The sequence below is a fragment of the Psychrobacter sp. PSP genome (assembly GCF_024085615.1).
Classification (GTDB): Bacteria; Pseudomonadota; Gammaproteobacteria; order Pseudomonadales; family Moraxellaceae; genus Psychrobacter; species Psychrobacter pacificensis.
The window spans coordinates 145,422-161,327 of record NZ_JABLTF010000015.1 but is presented as its reverse complement, the minus strand read 5'-3'; the positions used below and the strand labels follow the sequence as shown (position 1 = coordinate 161,327).

Sequence of the window (15,906 nt, the reverse complement as noted above, 5' to 3'; positions counted from 1 at the left end):
CTTCATCATTAGTTATCATAACAATCAAGTTTTGTTACCCAAAACTTTGGAGTTCTTTAATCAGCTCTTTAATTGTCTTAGTTCTATCTTCCCATTGCACTACACCCAAAACATAAAACCTCTAAACGATAACCTATCTATCATTTGACTTTTTTTGATCTTAAATGATAGTAATATCTTGCTATTATCAATGAACATCAATTATTAAGTCTAAGTAATAGAGGGGCATTATGTCCGTTCGTATTTATGTGAGAGCCAGCACTAAGGACCAAGACGCTACTACTAGAGCATTAGTAGATTTGGTTGCCTTCAGTAGCCGCTATGGTGATAGCTATGTTGATTACGTTGAGCACTTCAGTGGTACAAAGCTCGATAGACCAATCTTAGCTAAGTTGCTAAAGGACGCCGAGCAAGGCGATATTTTATTGGTTGAAAGCGTGGATAGATTAAGCAGGCTATCTCAAGATGGTTTTGCGATTCTAAAGCAGCGTATTAAAGATAAAGGCTTACGATTGGTGGTGGCTGATCTACCAACCACTCATACGATGAGTGACGGTATGACAGGTGAGATCCTAAAAGTGATTAACGATATGCTGATCGATTTATTAGCGACCATGGCAAAGCTTGATAATGACAAGCGTAGAGAGCGCATTAAACAAGGATTGGCCAACAGTGGCTATAAACCCACTGGTAAGAAAACCAATACCGCAAAACACAATCGTATTAGAGCATTGGCCAGTCAAAACAATATGACAAAAGAAGAGATCGCTAAGGCGGTTGGTGTTGGCGTAGCTACCGTTTATCGTGTCTTAAAGCAGGTTAATAGCTGAGGTGTTTTAAATATCGACTCAACGTGACCTTTGGGCTTTATCTAAAGGCATCACAACGTCATATAAAAATCGTTTTAATGCAATAATGCCTCATTATAATCATTATATTGCATTCATAATTGTTTTTACGCAAAATGGCTTATCTATAATCGATTGAGCCACTCATAATGAATACCCCCATCTCAGATCCTATTGGCGCAGCATGGCTTATCCGTTATGCCAGCATCGAGCTGGTTTCCCCTTTATATGTCAGCAGTAGTATCGGTGGACGCAGACAAACCTATCTATCAGCGGGCTAAAGAGCTAGGAGAAACGCCTGAAAAACGTTCACAGCGTAGTCAGCATGACGATTTCTACCTTAATGAGACTAAACGTATTTGGCAGGACAGCAAATGCCGTTACGGTGCGTGTAAAGTCTGGCAGCAGATGAAAGCTGACGAGTTAAAGGTTGCTCGGTGTACCGTAGAGCGATTAATGAAGCAGTATGGCCTACAAGGCATCTGGCGTGGCAAAGGCAAGATTACCACCAACAGCCGTGACGACCAAAAACGCGCTGATGACTTAGTCAATCGCAACTTTAGCGCTTATCGTCTTAACTAGTTGTGGGTTGCTGACTTTACTTATATCAAAACAACGTGCGGCTGGGTCTATACCGCTTTTATCATTGATGTGTTTGCCCGCGCTATTGTGGGCTGGAATGTCTCTAATCGTATGAATACTGATATGGTAATGGCGGCATTAAATCAAGCAATAGCAGATAGAAACCATCCTAAAGATGTCATTCATCATAGTGATCGCGGGACTCAGTACTTATCCATTCGCTATACTTCTAGGATGACGGATTCTGGCGTCATTGCCTCTGTTGGTACCAAAGGTGATTCATACGACAATGCGTTGGCTGAAAAGGTTAACGGGCTGTATAAAACCGAGGTGATTCATTATTTAAAGTAAAACTGGACTGGTGGGAACGATGTTGAACTGGCAACCCTTGAATGGGTCGATTGGTTTAACAAAACCCGTTTGCATAGTAAAATTGGTTATGTGTCGCCTTTTTAGTTTGAGAGACGATACTATGATAGTCTTAGTGAGTCAGACAAAGCTGACTGACTCAGGCAATCCACTCTCCGATATAGTCGGGGCGTTTCACTCAAAAAATAGGAGCTTATAGCTCCCATTTTTATGTTAGCTTGCTAAGTCTCTATGTTAATTTGAAGAATACTTCATCATAATGTCCAAATATAGTTAATCCAATTTGAGAGTGGTACAAGGCAGCCGAGTGCAGATGTATCTGTCATACTTCAAGCAAGGTTAACGCTGTAACGCTTTTATAGTGGATTGAATATACAGCTATATTTTTTTGATTTCTACAATATCACTTGATTCAATGAGCGATTGGACATTACCAAATAAACTTTGAATATAATCAGTGGCCATATGGATATCTAAATCCTCTCTGCTACGCCATTCTTCTAAGAAGAAATATCTACTCGAGTCATTTTCGCTAATATAAAGCTCATATTTCAAGCATCCTTCTTCTTGAAGCGTAGGCTCTATTACACTTTTTAAAAGCGCTTCTAACGTCTCTTTTTGATCTGATTTTGCCTTAAAGTTCGCAACTATTGAAATAGTCATTATTTCACCTTGAATTTGTTTTAGGGCTTGTCCCTATTTTAAAAATGGTGATAAAAATGAGATAAATTAAAGGCAAACAAGGAAAATAGCGCAGGTAATATCAAGATATTGGCCAGCTATTTGACACCGTTTGCCAAAGATTTAGCCATTTTTAGCCCATTTAGTCATAAACGTTTGAATTAGGGACACGCCCTAGAAGTTTTCTAGTACAATTTTGCCTTTTGACTTGCCTGATTCAAGTAACTTATGCGCCTTCTCCAAGTTTGCAGCGTTAATTTTGCCTAGATTTTGGTTAAGCGTACTTCTAATTTTTTGCTGGTCAACCAATTGGGCAACCTGTTGCAACAGATCACCTTGTTTTTCAATATCATCGGTTTCATACATTGAACGAGTGAACATCAACTCCCAATGGATAGAAATAGATTTAGTCTTAAACGGCATAATATCAAAGGTTTGTGGATCATCGATCAATCCAAGCTTGCCTTGTGGTGCAATCAGAGAAACTATTTGCTCGATATAGGTGTCTGTATGATTGGTAGAGAATACGTATTTTGGTTTTGCAATGCCTAGTGTCTCGATTTGTGCATTTAAATCTTTGCTATGATCAATGACATGGTCGGCACCAAGTGATTCCACCCAAGATTTCGTTTCTTCACGTGACGCTGTTGCTATAACGGTCAGATTTGTTTTTGCTTTTAGGAGTTGGATAGCGATTGATCCTACACCGCCTGCACCACCAATAATTAAAATACTGCCAGCTTCTGTTTCTGAAATTTGAAGCCGATCAAACAGCATTTCCCATGCCGTTATTGCAGTTAATGGCAATGCTGCTGCTTCTGCATTAGATACTGTAGTTGGTTTAAGACTGATAATTCGTTCATCGACTGCTTGATACTCAGCATTACTACCATCTCGGGTTAAATCGCCAGCATACCAAACAGAGTCTCCTACTTTAAACGAGGTAACTTTTGAGCCAACTTCAATAATTTCCCCAACGGCATCCCAACCTAAAATACGATTATTTGCTTCAGACGAATTTTTTCTCACTTTGGTATCAACTGGATTCACAGAGATTGTCTGAACTTTTACCAGTACATCACGCTCTTTAAGCGTAGGCTTCGCTTTTTCAATATCTACCAATGAATTTTTAAAATCATCATGGTTGTTTATAACATACGATACGGCTTTCATAGATTTGTCCTCAGCTTTAAAAAAATAGAGTAAAAATGGGAGCGAAGTGCTCCCATTTTATATTATTCAATCATTAAAACTCTTGGCTCGTTGGGCGTAAAACAATTTCATTAATATCTACATCCGCAGGCTGTTCAATTGCATAAGCAATTGCTCGAGCGACTGAGTCAGATGGTATGGCTTGTTTGTAGAAATCAGTAACAAACTCTGAACTTTCTTTATGAGAAGAACCGAATTTTAGTTCTGACTCAATTGCACCAGGCTCAATAGTAGTCGTTCTAATTGTTTCTCCAACTTCATGACGAAGGCCGTCTGAGATGGCTCTTACAGCAAACTTAGTACCGCTATAAACAGTACCTCCTGGACTAAATACTTTTACCCCTGCAACAGATGAGAGGTTAATAAAGTGTCCAAAGTTTTGTTTTTGGAAAACAGGTAGGGCAGCTGCTATTCCATAAAGAACACCTTTAATATTAATGTCGATCATACGATCCCATTCATCAACTTTTAGCTCACTTAATGGTGCAATAGACATTAATCCAGCATTGTTTACCAATACATCGATTTGACCAAATGCGCTTAATGCCTTTTCAATAAGTGCTTGCACTTCATGTGGCTTGGTTACATCCACACCAATAAATTCAGCTTGACCACCTTCAGCACGAATGTCTTGAACAATAGCCTCTAATTTTTCAGTACGTCTAGCACCAATGACAACCTTTGCACCTTTTTTAGCAAGTAAGCGAGCAGTAGCTTCACCTAAACCACTACTTGCACCAGTGATAACAATAACTTTATTTTCTATATTATTCATACAAGTAACCTTTAACCTATCTGTCAATCATATTTGAGGGTTAAGTATTACAGCCTTGCTAGGTATAATAAATGAATAATATTATCTTTCAGAATTCCTATTTACGGAATAATTACCATAACACAGGTTTGGACATGCAGAACAAATTAGAAATGATGCGTATCTTTTGTGTCGCAGCAGAGTCTCGAAATTTTAAAGAGGCAGCAACTCAGCTGGGTATTTCCCCACAGGTAGTGACACGGGCAATAAAAGAGCTAGAAGAGCAGCGCGGAGAGATTCTGTTCTACAGGAGTACTCGACAAATTAAAATTACCGCTGATGGTGAGCGTCTGGCAAAGCAAGCACGTCTTGCGGTGGAATCGATTGATGCTTTGCTTGTAAAAGACACCAAGGAAAAACGAGATGAAATGAGTGGGACTGTCCGCCTTACTGTGTCGTCTGTGTTAGGGCGTAAATTGGTAGTACCTGCACTAGCAGAATTTGCCACACGTTATCCAGATATTGTCGTGGATTGTGTGCTAACAGATTCACACTCGGATGTGATTGATGAGCGGATAGATATCGGGATCAGATTTGGATTTTTGCCGGACAATCGATATGTGGCAAGGGAATTGGCTAAAGTGAAATTTTATTCTGTGGGTACGCCAGAGTTAATTGATAAGGTTGGAATGCCCAAAAAAATTATTGACCTTGATAAATACCCTCTAACAGCACTATTCGATCATAAAACAGGGCGTTACTGGCCATGGACATTCACCGAAAGTCGAAGCTTCACGCCATCAAAGCCTCGTTTTATTACAGATGATCTAGAAGCTGAATTTCAAGCTATTCTCGCTGGCGTTGGATTCGGACACATGCCTGGATTTCTAGTTTTGCCGTGGCTTAGGAGTGGTAAGCTCATTCATATACTTCATGAGGAAACCTCTCCCGTTTGGCGCCTGTATTTATATCGTCCACAGCGGGGCCCGACACCTTTGCGAATCCGAGCATTGTTTGATTACTTAGCAGAAGTGCTGGGCCATATAGAAACCTAAATCAGATAAGACCATCATGTATCTAGGGCGTGTAGAACATTCGACCATGGCACTGACAGCGACTATTTTTTAGGCGATTCGAGGTTAAAAATAATAAGTTTAGTCATTCTAAGCGCTTATTTTTAACGATGAAGCGGCAAAAAAGAGTCCTGTCCCCTGCTTTTATCGTTGGGGCTGATGCTAAAATTGCCCCATACTGCGTTACAAATCTCGCTAAGGCATCTGCATTATCGTCGCTTTGTGCCTTGTCTGGAACAATTTTAGCAATCAGCAGTGCCTATTTGCGAATGTTCAACACGCCCTAGAGTAACTACAATTTTTCCTATTTGCTGATTTGATTCAAGATAGCGCTGAGCGTCATGCATGTCCTCAAAGTTAAAGCAACGGTCGATCACTGGACGAAGATATCCTGCACCTATACTGCTCAGAATAAATCGTCTGGCTTGCTCCCTTAGAACAGGGTCATGGAGAACCTCAAGGAACAAAAAACCTCGCATGGTTAAGCTCTTGCGTAATGCAATTTTAAGGGGAAATGGTGTGTTCTCCGGGCTAAGTGCACCATGCATAACCATAGTTCCTGCCACAGACATCGCTTTTGCAATCTGTTCAATATGTGGCCCTCCTACAGCATCGAAGGCGACATCAAGATGTTCTTCACCCAAACGTGAAACAAGCGCCTCATACAAATCTGGTTCATCTTCACTGGCTATAACATCTTTAACACCGAGATCCAGTAAACGTTGCTTTTTCTCTATCGTCTGTGTACTTGCAATGACCTTAGCACCCGCTGCTTCAGCTATCTGTATCGCAGCTAGTCCTACGCTACTTGAAGCTGCTGTGATCAAGATCGTTTTTCCTTTTGATAATCCACCAGCATGGATTACACCACCCCAAGCCGTCAAATACTGCATCCAGATTGAAGAAGCTTCTTCCCAGCTTAAGCTATCGGGTTTGTGAACTAAAAAATTTTCTGGAATCAGAAGCTTGTCCGCATATGTCCCATATTTGGCTAGATTGTCAGTCGGAAGAATCGATACTGCATCTCCTGGAGAAAATTGGCGTACACCTTCGCCTACCGCAAGAACTATGCCTGCTCCCTCATATCCCAGACGAGAAGGGAATACGGCCTTTTGAATATAAGTACCACGCCGAAACATTACATCAGCTCGGTTGAGTCCGATCGTTTTAATCTGTATTAGAACTTCTCCTGCGGCTGGTAAAGCAACAGGAAGTGTTTCTAATGTCAGAACATCTGTATCTCCAATACAATTGAAGCGCCAAGTCTTGGCCTGAAGTGCGTTAAATGACATCGATAACTACCTTAATATTGGCAGAGCGATCTTGAACAGCATCATGAGCCTCAATCGCTTGGTCTAGAGTAAAATGACGAGGATCAACAATAGCACGCAGTTTACCTTCCTCAACGAGACGAGTCGCGGTCTTAAGGACATCACCATGATGAGCACGGCGATTGCCTGTTAACGTCGGCATTAGGACGAATACGCCAGACACTGTGGCACTCCGTAGAGATGAATTCGCTAAATTATGATTGCCAAATGCAGCACAGCTGGTGATGTGGCCATAGTGAGTCGTCATGGAAAGTGACGCTTCGAGTACTGGACCACCCACAGTGTCATAAACAATGTTAAAACCTTGACCCTCAGGGCTTGCAGCAATAATGTCATCGGAAGATGCTGTTGTGTAATCGAGAGGTGTTGCACCGAGTTCTGAAATCAGTGATTGATCAGCTGTACGACCAGTCGCCCAAACATTTACATCAAGTGCTTTTGCAAGCTGAACCGCCATATAACCAACGCCACCAGCACCACCTTGAACCAGTACAGTTTGCCCTGGTTGGACCTTCGCATTATCCACCAAACCTTCCCAAGCGGTGAGGAACGTCAATGGTAGTACTGCTGCCTCGCGCATAGAGATATTGCGTGGCTTTAATGCGATCAGATCAGCATCTACTGCAACATATTCTGCTAAAGATCCTTGAAGACCACGAACGCCACCAATCAGACCGTAAACTTCATCTCCGACGTTGAAGTGAGTGACACCTTCACCCACAGCAGTTACAACCCCAGCCATATCCGTTCCCAACACGGCAGGAAGCTCTGGCATAGCATATGGTGCTTCACCAAGACGAATTTTATAATCAATAGGGTTTACACCACTCGCATGAATACGTACTAGAACTTGCCCAGCCTCTGGCTGAGGTATAGGGAGCTCTACACGTTTAAATTCATGATCACCAAAATTTTCTAGGATAAGCGCATTCATCATCTTACTCATAGTTGTTCCTTATTCTTAACTGGGGGATGATATGCACAATACCAAAGTAAATTAATCCAATAAATGATATTTATAGGATTTAATAATTCCTAAATAATGAATAATAAATATTATCCGCTCACTAAAGAAGTAGGGTTCAGCAGATGCTTACCAAAAAAGAGATCTACACAGACCTCTTTTTTATTTGGGTTTAATACGTGAAATTATTGCTGAGTGCCATCTTCATTTAGAATTTGCCCTGTGTGCTTTGGTTTAATTAAAGGTGCAGTCGGACGCGGTCCTGTATATTGCAAGCCGATACCAGCATAGACATCATCTGCTGCAGTTTCAGTTCCAAAACGTTCTTTGTCTAGTTCTCGGATTTCTTGGCTAATGTCTTTAACATCACTCTGGTCAACACCCAGTTCTTCTAAAATTGCACCGCCAAATAGCATTGCCGACTCGAAGGTTTCGCGTATCATGTAATCCACATTTTGTTTTACTAAATGCAGCGCATGCTCACGGTCATAAGAGCGAACCAGTAACTTGGCCATAGGAAATTCATTTTGCACCAACTCTACAATTTTATTCGTCGTTTCTTTGTGGTCTACGCAAACAACAATGGCTTCAGCCGTATCTGCTCCAGAGGCATGTAAAATATCTAAACGAGAACCATCGCCATAATAAATTTTAAATCCAAATCTTTCAGCGTTTTGAATCATATCGATATCATTATCAATGATGGACACATCAATGCCTCGAGCAAGCAGCAATTGACTGGAGACTTGTCCAAAACGACCGAAACCAATCATCAGTACTTTTCCAGAAAGTCCTTCAGCAACACGGACATTTTCTAAAGAAGTTTGTTCTGTAGTTTGGGTAAAACGTTTAAATAGAATGCCAACAATCGGGGTCAAAATCATCGACAAGATTACAATCGCAGTCAGGTTTGAGCTTTCCTCAGCACTAATGATTTGAGCACTCAAGGCGGCAGCAAAGAGTACAAAAGCAAACTCCCCCCCCCTTGAGCCATTAGTAGTGCGCGATCAAGTGCTTCAGAGTGTGAACTTTCGGCCAGGCGTGCAGTCAGATAAATGATGGATGCTTTGACAAACATCAGCAGAATTACAGCACTTAAAATTAACATCCAGTTATTTTTTATGACGTTAAGGTCTAATGACATGCCTACGCCTAGAAAAAATAATCCGAGCAATATGCCACGAAACGGTTCAATATCTGCTTCAATCTCATGGCGAAAAGTGGATTCGGAGAGTAATACCCCTGCAAGGAATGCCCCCATTGCCATCGATAAGCCACTAACTTGCATCAGTAATGCTGCGCCGAGTACCACTAAGAGTGCTGCTGCAGTCATGACTTCACGGGCTTTGGCTGCGGCTAATAAGCGAAATAAAGGGTTAAGCAACCAATAGCCTGCAGCGATTAAACCTGCAATTGATATTAAACCAATCCCAATGCTCTGCAAACGCGCAGAAGTACTTTCAACAACATGATTCGGTGCGATAAAAGCGACAATTGCCAATAAAGGGACAATCAATAAATCTTCAAACAGCAAGATCGAGACAATTTTTTGTCCTCGTGGTTGAGCAATGTCTCCACGATCTCCCAAAAGTTGCATCACAATTGCAGTCGAGGTGAGTACAAAGCCTGCAGCACATACAAAACTCACCTGCCAAGAATAGCCATAGGCCAAGCCTACCGCCATTAACCCCAATGAACAGGCACTAATCTGTAATGTGCCTAATCCAAAAATTTCTTTTCTTAAACTCCATAAATACGATGGACGCATTTCTAGTCCAATCACAAACAGATACATCACAATACCAAGCTCAGCAACATGCAGAATAGACGCAGAATCGTAGAAAAACGCTAGTCCAAATGGACCAATAATTAATCCTGCAATTAAATATCCCAATACCGAGCTTAATCCTAGGCGCTTGATTAAGGGGACTGAAATCACTGCCGCTGTGAGCAGTATGACAGGGGATAGAAGGTTGATAGATGTGGCTTCTGCACTCATATATTTCTCAGATTTTGTATAGAGTTTGTTGACACTTCAAATATAGAAAGTAGATTCAAAACACAAGTGTAACAGGTTTGTAGTTAGTTGAAACAATTGAGTATTCACTATACCCGAATTTCAAGTAATCAATGGGATGATTTTATTACTGCATTTGAAACACTACCTAAATTTTTAAGGTTTATAAAAAATATTGCTTTTTTATACTATGGGTACTGTAGTAATAATGCTAGCAAATAAGGAGGTCTGATGCCTAATGAGGTTGAAGACAAAAAAAGATTCTTCTACGCGTCAGAAAGATCAAAGGTCCGACGCAAGCGATTGAGAAAGCGTTAGAAGACAATGTGGAATATGGTGCAATTCTGCAACAATAGCATTATGTCGAAATAAAAACCCAGATTTTGGCTCAGCTATGGGAAATTTTTTTAACTTTTATACAACAAAACTGTCTGACATGCATATATTAGGAATGTCAAAATCAATTTTCATTCTAATAATTATGGAGTTTTAGTCATGCTTAAAACAGCTTTATATGTCCGTCTTGAAGCTAAACCGGGTAAAGAAGACGAAGTGGAAGCTTTCCTTAAAGGCGGTTTACCTATTGTAATGGAAGAACCTGCGACAGTTGCGTGGTTTGGCCTACGTCTTGGACCTACAACATTTGGTATTTTTGATGCATTTCCTGATGAGGCGGGTCGCGAAGCACATTTATCTGGCAAGGTTGCAGCTGCTTTGATGGATCAGGCCGATGAGCTATTTTCAGAGCCACCGTCTATTGAAAAAGTAGATGTTTTGGCTAGTAAACTACCAGGTCATACCGACGCTTAAATGTATGAGGGTGCTGCCTGAAATTTTGAATGAAAGGCAGTACCCTCTACCATGTCAAGGTAGATCGACGAAAATGTAAGAAGTGACGTTATCTTACATACACTGATTTTACTGACCTATAGTTATTAGATCTCTTGCAAAAGTACCAGTTCATTGACTTCCACTGACAGAGTTACAAGGGCTGACGATGACTTATGCAAGAAGTCTATTAAACTAGTAAAAAAATAGGAAGTAAATTACTATTATATAAAATTTAACTCGTATTTGGGCACTGTATTTTCATAGTGTTTTTACCTCTACTCAAGCCATTCTCAGAACAAAAAAACTATGTTTGTTCGTTGAGAATCTATTCTTATTACGTCTGCTATTGTCGTTTTTGAATTTCTACGTATTGTTTCTACTGCTTATTCTCTGCATAACATAAGGAGATTACTGTTCTAATCTCTGCATATCTCTGGGGAACGTATGAAGCATACTACTTATATTCATGAGCACTCAAATTGGACTGAATGGCAATGGTCGGACAAGAAGCTATTGCCACTCGTCAGTCGTGTGCGGATATTACAAGGCCGTTTATTAGGAAAGCTACTAACACTAGGGTTCGATCTGAATGTTGAGGCGCAATTAGATGCGGTGACCTTAGAGATTATCAAAACTTCTGAGATAGAAGGTGAGATGCTAAATGATGAGCAGGTTCGTTCTTCAGTTGCGCGGCACTTAGGGCTGGATAATGCCAGTATGCCAACCACTACTCGTGAGATCGATGCAGTGGTAGAGATGATGCTAAGTGCCACCTATCGTTATCAACAACCGTTATTATTAGATGATCTACTCGGATGGCATCGAGCATTATTTCCAAATGGATATAGTGGGCTTTATCGTATTCAAGCAGGCAGTATCCGTGATGATAGTAAAGGACCAATGCAAGTAGTGTCCGGTGAGTATGGTCGTGAGCAGGTTCATTTTGTTGCCCCCAGTGCAGATAGGTTGCCAGATGAGCTAGACAAATTTCTATTATGGTTTAATACTTCGTCAAATAAGCAAGACGATATAGATTTGGTCATAAAAGCAGGTGTTGCTCAATTTATGGTTTGTGACTCTGCATCCATTTAATGATGGAAACGGACGACTAGCACGAGCACTCACAGAACGAATGCTGGTAAAAAGCGATAACAGTGCCCAACGCTTTTATAGTATGTCAGCGCAAATTCTTAAACAGCGCAACGACTATTACAAAATACTAGAACGTACGCAAAAAGGTGATAAAGATATCACGGATTGGCTGGTGTGGTTTTTGCAAACGCTAGAGCAATCCCTCATTATAGCTCAAGAAACCACGGATAGAATTATCAATAAGGCAGGCTTTTGGCAGACGCATCGACAGCATGCTTTAAATAATAGGCAAGTGAAGATGTTAAATATTTTGCTGACTGATTTTTATGGCAAACTCACCACTAAAAAATGGGCGACCATGACTAAGTGTTCTATAGACACGGCACTAAGAGATATTAATGATTTAATAGAGAAGGGTATGATGCAAAAATCCGTAGCATCAGGGCGCAGTACGAGTTATGAGTTGGTTTTATGATAAAACTATATTGTTCAAGTCTGCTATGGCAGCAATAAAGTATACAAATAAGCGGTAATAGAGACAACCCATTCAGTGACATAATATGAGTAGTTCCATTATGAAGGTCTAAAATATTCGATACGATAAGGAAGTCTTAACTTTATGAGAGGGTTGCATCTACAAGATCTTCTTTGTATGTACAGGGGACCAACATAGAGCCCAAGCTGATAAAAGCGCTTAGACTTTGTTATACATCTACTGTGCAGTTATTGGTTGTAGAAAATAAAGCAAGATGTCTTACTCCTATGTGATAAATGTGCATTATCATTTTAGTGTTTATCTATAAATGGTCACAAATAGCTTTTCTAGTCTTGTTTAATATCGATAACTTCCTAGCAGATATCAGTTTCATTAATTTATTAGGGAATGACAAAAGGTTTGATGAAGAATAAAACGGCCTTCGACTCTTAAAGCCAAAGGCTGCTTAAATAGTCTAGAAGGTAGCATGTGCCAGACACACAAATACCTAGTTATATTTTACGATGACATCGCTCCCCTCAAGCTCGACTTTATACGTGTCGAGTATAATGTTTTCATCATCTAAGCATTGACCTGTGACAAGATTAAAGCGCTGCTTATAAATAGGTGAGGCGACATATAGCACATTTTCAGCAGAGCCATCCTCGTTGGTAATAGTCGTGCCGCCAATCAGACCTCTAGACAAGACGTTGGCTTGACTGAACGGGTCATAATTATCAAGCGCAAATAACTGTGCCTGCTTGGTGCAAAAAATAGCCACTTGTTTTCCGTTTACGAGCGCACAGACACCTGTCTCGGGAATAATATCATTGATTTTGCACACAGTGAGCTGAGCCATCAGAAGATCCTTAATAGTAAAATATAAATGAGACCAATAACAAAAAATATTATTTAGCGTCTAATATTAATAGACGCCGACACGTTAAGATTACGCCAATTCGGTCACTTTTATTTGCGTCTTTTCCATGTCGGTTGCAGGGCGAATCTGCTCTCGCTCAGTGACGAATACCACATTGTCATCGCCTTGTTCACTATTAACAAAATGACGGAAACGTTTGAGCTTTTCACTATCAGTAATGGTGGCTTTCCATTCACAAACATAGTTGTCGATGAGTAGTTGCATTTGTGACTCTAGCTCCTCAGCGATACCTAAACTGTCCTCAATAATAACGGCCTGTAGATACTCAAGTCCACCTTCAAGGCTCTCGCGCCATTTAGAGGTACGTTGAAGCTTATCTGCGGTCTTGATATAAAACATGATAATACGGTCGATATATTTGACAACTGTATCCGCATCAAGATCCGTTGCGAATAGCTCGCCATGACGCGGGGTCATGCCACCATTACCGCAGACAAAGAGATTCCAGCCTTTTTCAGTGGCAATAATTCCAAAATCTTTGCTTTGCGCTTCAGCGCACTCACGGGTACATCCAGATACGCCCATTTTTATTTTGTGTGGTGAGCGTACTCCTTTGTAGCGGTCTTCTAGTCTAAGTGCTAAACCCACACTGTCATCGACACCGTAGCGACACCAGTTGTTGCCCACACAAGATTTCACTGTACGCAGAGATTTACCGTAAGCATGCCCTGTCTCAAACCCAGCATCTACCAGTTGGGTCCAGATATCGGGCAGTTGGTCTAAACGTGCGCCAAATAAGTCGACGCGCTGACCGCCAGTGATTTTGGTATACAGATTGAACTCTTTGGCGACTTGTCCGAGTATGATGAGTTTATCCGCAGTGATTTCACCGCCAGGCACGCGCGGCACGACCGAATAAGTGCCATCTTTTTGAATATTGCCTAGATAGTAATCGTTGCTGTCTTGCAGTGGCGTGAGTTCTGGTTTGAGTACATAATCATTCCAGCAAGACGCCAAAATAGAGGCAACGGTTGGTTTGCAAATCTCGCAGCCATGACCACTACCGTGCTCATCTAATAGCGCATCAAATGTCTTAATGCCTTGTACTCGAATCAAACTATACAACTCCTGACGCGAGTAAGCAAAATGCTCACACAGATCATTATTGACTTCAAAACCAAGCGCGGTTAGTTGATAACCTAATGTGTCTTTCACCATGGGCGCACAGCCACCACAGCCTGTACCGGCACTGGTACATGATTTTACCTCTGCCATGGTATAGGCACCGTCTTCAACGGCGGCACAAATAGCACCTTTGGTGACGTTGTAACAAGAGCAAATCGTGGCGCTATCGGGCAGGTTCTCGATACCCATGGTGGGTTTTTCTACGTTGGGTAGGATCAGGCTTTCAGGATGGGTAGGCAGGTCAATATCGTTTAGAAATAGCTGCAAGAGATTGTTGTAATCCTCAGTGTCACCTACCAATACAGCGCCCAGTAGCCGCTTATTATCCGCTGTGGTTACCAGTTTTTTATAGATACCCTCAGCAGGGTTTTGGTATAAATAGCTCAAACTGTTTTCTGTTGCACCGTGCGCATCGCCGATACTGCCCACATCTACACCCATCAATTTGAGCTTGGTGCTCATGTCAGCGCCTGTAAAGGTCTGAGCGTGATCGCCTGCAATTTGAGCGGCGCAAATACTGGCCATGCTATAACCTGGCGCGACCAAGCCAAAAACGGTGTTGTCCCATACGGCGCACTCTCCAATGGCATATACATTCGGGGCATTGGTACGGCAGGCTTCATCAATCAGAATACCGCCACGGGTGCCGATTTCAATACCGCATTCAGGGTTGCTTTTGATAATGCCATCTTGCGGACGAATACCCGCACTAAAGACGATCATGTCGGTATCTAATGAGGTATCATCAGCGAACTGCATGGTTAAATGACACGATGCTTCATCCGATAGGGTATTGTCGATAATGGCCTTAGTATTTTTACCTGTTAGTACTTTGACGCCAAGGCCTTCAATTTTACGCTTTAAAATATCACCGCCAGCAGCATCGAGCTGTACACCCATCAGCTGAGGCGCAAACTCGACTACGTAAGTCTCTAATCCTAGTGTGACTAGGGCCTTGGCTGCCTCAAGGCCAAGCAGGCCACCCCCGACCACGACACCTTTTTTGACTTTTGGCTTCTCAGCAGTACTGAGAATATCATCCAAATCTTTAATCGTACGATAGACATGACAGTGCGGATGCTCGCGCCCTGGAATTGGCGGCACAAACGGATAGGAGCCTGTTGCTAATACCAATTCAGCATAGTCTATCTGGGTACCGTCTTCCGTGCTGATACATTGATTGGCGGCATCGATGTTTGTGATTCGCTGATTGAGATGCAACTGAATCTGCGCATCCTCATACCTGCTCAAGTCCACTAAGTTTAGTTTACTCACATCTTTATGTTCAAAATAGCTCGATAGATACACCCGGTCATAAGCTGGGCGATCCTCTTCAGCAAATACGTGAATCTCAAACTGATCGTGTAAGCCTTGCTCTATGGCTCGCTCGATAAAGTGATGTCCCACCATACCGTTACCAATCACCACTAATTTAGCTTTATTCATCGTACTTACTATAGTGCTACTCATATGCCTATCCTCAGTAATGGGTTTGCTTAAATACTTTCATCTAATGTCCCATCCAAAAGTCGCAAGTTAATTTTTAGATGGTTCAATGATAGATAGTCGTTAATACTTAGATGCCTATAACTATTAAGCCCTCAATAATCGT

13 protein-coding genes and 4 pseudogenes are annotated in these 15,906 nt (G+C 41.5%); 9 read left to right on the top strand and 8 right to left on the bottom strand.

Translation table 11 applies throughout. The features are described from left to right. Positions 1-230 precede the first annotated feature (230 nt). The 3 genes and pseudogenes from HL061_RS04600 to HL061_RS04595 all read left to right on the top strand — a co-directional run. The gene (locus HL061_RS04600) at positions 231-830 is read left to right on the top strand and encodes a recombinase family protein (RefSeq protein ID WP_071002030.1); all 600 of its coding nucleotides are present in this window, start codon (positions 231-233) and stop codon (positions 828-830) included. 167 nt (positions 831-997) lie between these two features. Further along, entirely contained in the window at positions 998-1,129 is a 132-nt protein-coding gene (locus HL061_RS13970; RefSeq protein WP_257785221.1) for a hypothetical protein, read from the top strand. Position 1,130: 1 nt separating this feature from the next. Further along, positions 1,131-1,886 (top strand): annotated as a pseudogene (locus HL061_RS04595) (IS3 family transposase); the annotation flags it as partial. Positions 1,887-2,177: 291 nt separating this feature from the next. Here the strand turns inward: HL061_RS04595 and HL061_RS04590 are convergent. The 3 genes from HL061_RS04590 to HL061_RS04580 form a co-directional block, all read right to left on the bottom strand. Next, positions 2,178-2,462 carry a putative quinol monooxygenase gene (locus tag HL061_RS04590; RefSeq protein ID WP_071002029.1) on the bottom strand — a complete coding sequence of 95 codons (285 nt, stop codon included), beginning with the start codon at positions 2,460-2,462 and terminating at the stop codon, positions 2,178-2,180. Positions 2,463-2,654: 192 nt separating this feature from the next. Then, positions 2,655-3,653 (bottom strand): zinc-binding alcohol dehydrogenase family protein, encoded by a 999-nt coding sequence (locus HL061_RS04585; RefSeq protein ID WP_252962562.1) that lies wholly within the window; start codon positions 3,651-3,653, stop codon positions 2,655-2,657. Between the two features lie 73 nt (positions 3,654-3,726). Beyond that, positions 3,727-4,467: an SDR family oxidoreductase gene (locus HL061_RS04580; protein ID WP_071002027.1), complete on the bottom strand. Its 741-nt coding sequence runs from the start codon at positions 4,465-4,467 to the stop codon at positions 3,727-3,729. A 134-nt stretch (positions 4,468-4,601) separates the two neighbouring features. Here HL061_RS04580 and HL061_RS04575 point away from each other — a divergent pair, with 134 nt between their 5' ends. After that, positions 4,602-5,501, top strand: coding sequence for a LysR family transcriptional regulator (locus HL061_RS04575; protein WP_252962624.1), 900 nt, complete (start codon positions 4,602-4,604; stop codon positions 5,499-5,501). A gap of 260 nt (positions 5,502-5,761) precedes the next feature. On the opposite strand, the gene HL061_RS04570 is transcribed toward HL061_RS04575, so the two are convergent. The 3 genes and pseudogenes from HL061_RS04570 to HL061_RS04560 form a co-directional block, all read right to left on the bottom strand. Then, complete coding sequence (locus tag HL061_RS04570) at positions 5,762-6,811, bottom strand: zinc-dependent alcohol dehydrogenase family protein (protein ID WP_252962561.1); 1,050 nt, start codon at positions 6,809-6,811, stop codon at positions 5,762-5,764. Beyond that, positions 6,801-7,796 carry a zinc-dependent alcohol dehydrogenase family protein gene (locus tag HL061_RS04565; protein ID WP_252962560.1) on the bottom strand — a complete coding sequence of 332 codons (996 nt, stop codon included), beginning with the start codon at positions 7,794-7,796 and terminating at the stop codon, positions 6,801-6,803. Before HL061_RS04565 ends, HL061_RS04570 begins: the two co-directional genes overlap by 11 nt. A 203-nt stretch (positions 7,797-7,999) precedes the next feature. Further along, a pseudogene (locus tag HL061_RS04560) lies at positions 8,000-9,813 on the bottom strand (monovalent cation:proton antiporter-2 (CPA2) family protein). A gap of 66 nt (positions 9,814-9,879) precedes the next feature. On the opposite strand from HL061_RS04560, the pseudogene HL061_RS04555 reads away from it, so the two are divergent. The 5 genes and pseudogenes from HL061_RS04555 to HL061_RS04535 form a co-directional block, all read left to right on the top strand. Further along, positions 9,880-9,972 (top strand): annotated as a pseudogene (locus tag HL061_RS04555) (IS1 family transposase); the annotation flags it as partial. A gap of 90 nt (positions 9,973-10,062) precedes the next feature. After that, positions 10,063-10,184, top strand: a pseudogene (locus tag HL061_RS04550) (metal-sensing transcriptional repressor); the annotation flags it as partial. Between the two features lie 142 nt (positions 10,185-10,326). Further along, positions 10,327-10,641, top strand: a complete 315-nt coding sequence (locus tag HL061_RS04545) for an antibiotic biosynthesis monooxygenase (protein WP_071002023.1) — start codon at positions 10,327-10,329, stop codon at positions 10,639-10,641. A 465-nt stretch (positions 10,642-11,106) separates the two neighbouring features. Further along, positions 11,107-11,754, top strand: a complete 648-nt coding sequence (locus HL061_RS04540) for a DUF4172 domain-containing protein (RefSeq protein ID WP_252962559.1) — start codon at positions 11,107-11,109, stop codon at positions 11,752-11,754. Positions 11,755-11,836: 82 nt separating this feature from the next. Continuing rightward, on the top strand, positions 11,837-12,229 hold the full coding sequence (locus HL061_RS04535; RefSeq protein WP_237182813.1) for a hypothetical protein: 393 nt from the start codon (positions 11,837-11,839) through the stop codon (positions 12,227-12,229). A gap of 508 nt (positions 12,230-12,737) precedes the next feature. On the opposite strand, the gene nirD is transcribed toward HL061_RS04535, so the two are convergent. After that, positions 12,738-13,088 carry a nitrite reductase small subunit NirD gene (gene nirD / locus HL061_RS04530; RefSeq protein ID WP_071002022.1) on the bottom strand — a complete coding sequence of 117 codons (351 nt, stop codon included), beginning with the start codon at positions 13,086-13,088 and terminating at the stop codon, positions 12,738-12,740. A 90-nt stretch (positions 13,089-13,178) separates the two neighbouring features. Beyond that, on the bottom strand, positions 13,179-15,764 hold the full coding sequence (nirB, locus tag HL061_RS04525) for a nitrite reductase large subunit NirB (RefSeq protein ID WP_290127439.1): 2,586 nt from the start codon (positions 15,762-15,764) through the stop codon (positions 13,179-13,181). Positions 15,765-15,906 lie beyond the last annotated feature (142 nt).

Coding starts and splice junctions, on each gene's coding strand:
- HL061_RS04600 (WP_071002030.1), top strand. CDS start 231: ATGTCCGTTCGTATTTATGTGAGAGCCAGCACTAAGGACCAAGACGCT.
- HL061_RS13970 (WP_257785221.1), top strand. CDS start 998: ATGAATACCCCCATCTCAGATCCTATTGGCGCAGCATGGCTTATCCGT.
- HL061_RS04590 (WP_071002029.1), bottom strand. CDS start 2,462: ATGACTATTTCAATAGTTGCGAACTTTAAGGCAAAATCAGATCAAAAA.
- HL061_RS04585 (WP_252962562.1), bottom strand. CDS start 3,653: ATGAAAGCCGTATCGTATGTTATAAACAACCATGATGATTTTAAAAAT.
- HL061_RS04580 (WP_071002027.1), bottom strand. CDS start 4,467: ATGAATAATATAGAAAATAAAGTTATTGTTATCACTGGTGCAAGTAGT.
- HL061_RS04575 (WP_252962624.1), top strand. CDS start 4,602: ATGCAGAACAAATTAGAAATGATGCGTATCTTTTGTGTCGCAGCAGAG.
- HL061_RS04570 (WP_252962561.1), bottom strand. CDS start 6,811: ATGTCATTTAACGCACTTCAGGCCAAGACTTGGCGCTTCAATTGTATT.
- HL061_RS04565 (WP_252962560.1), bottom strand. CDS start 7,796: ATGAGTAAGATGATGAATGCGCTTATCCTAGAAAATTTTGGTGATCAT.
- HL061_RS04545 (WP_071002023.1), top strand. CDS start 10,327: ATGCTTAAAACAGCTTTATATGTCCGTCTTGAAGCTAAACCGGGTAAA.
- HL061_RS04540 (WP_252962559.1), top strand. CDS start 11,107: ATGAAGCATACTACTTATATTCATGAGCACTCAAATTGGACTGAATGG.
- HL061_RS04535 (WP_237182813.1), top strand. CDS start 11,837: ATGTCAGCGCAAATTCTTAAACAGCGCAACGACTATTACAAAATACTA.
- nirD (WP_071002022.1), bottom strand. CDS start 13,088: ATGGCTCAGCTCACTGTGTGCAAAATCAATGATATTATTCCCGAGACA.
- nirB (WP_290127439.1), bottom strand. CDS start 15,764: ATGAGTAGCACTATAGTAAGTACGATGAATAAAGCTAAATTAGTGGTG.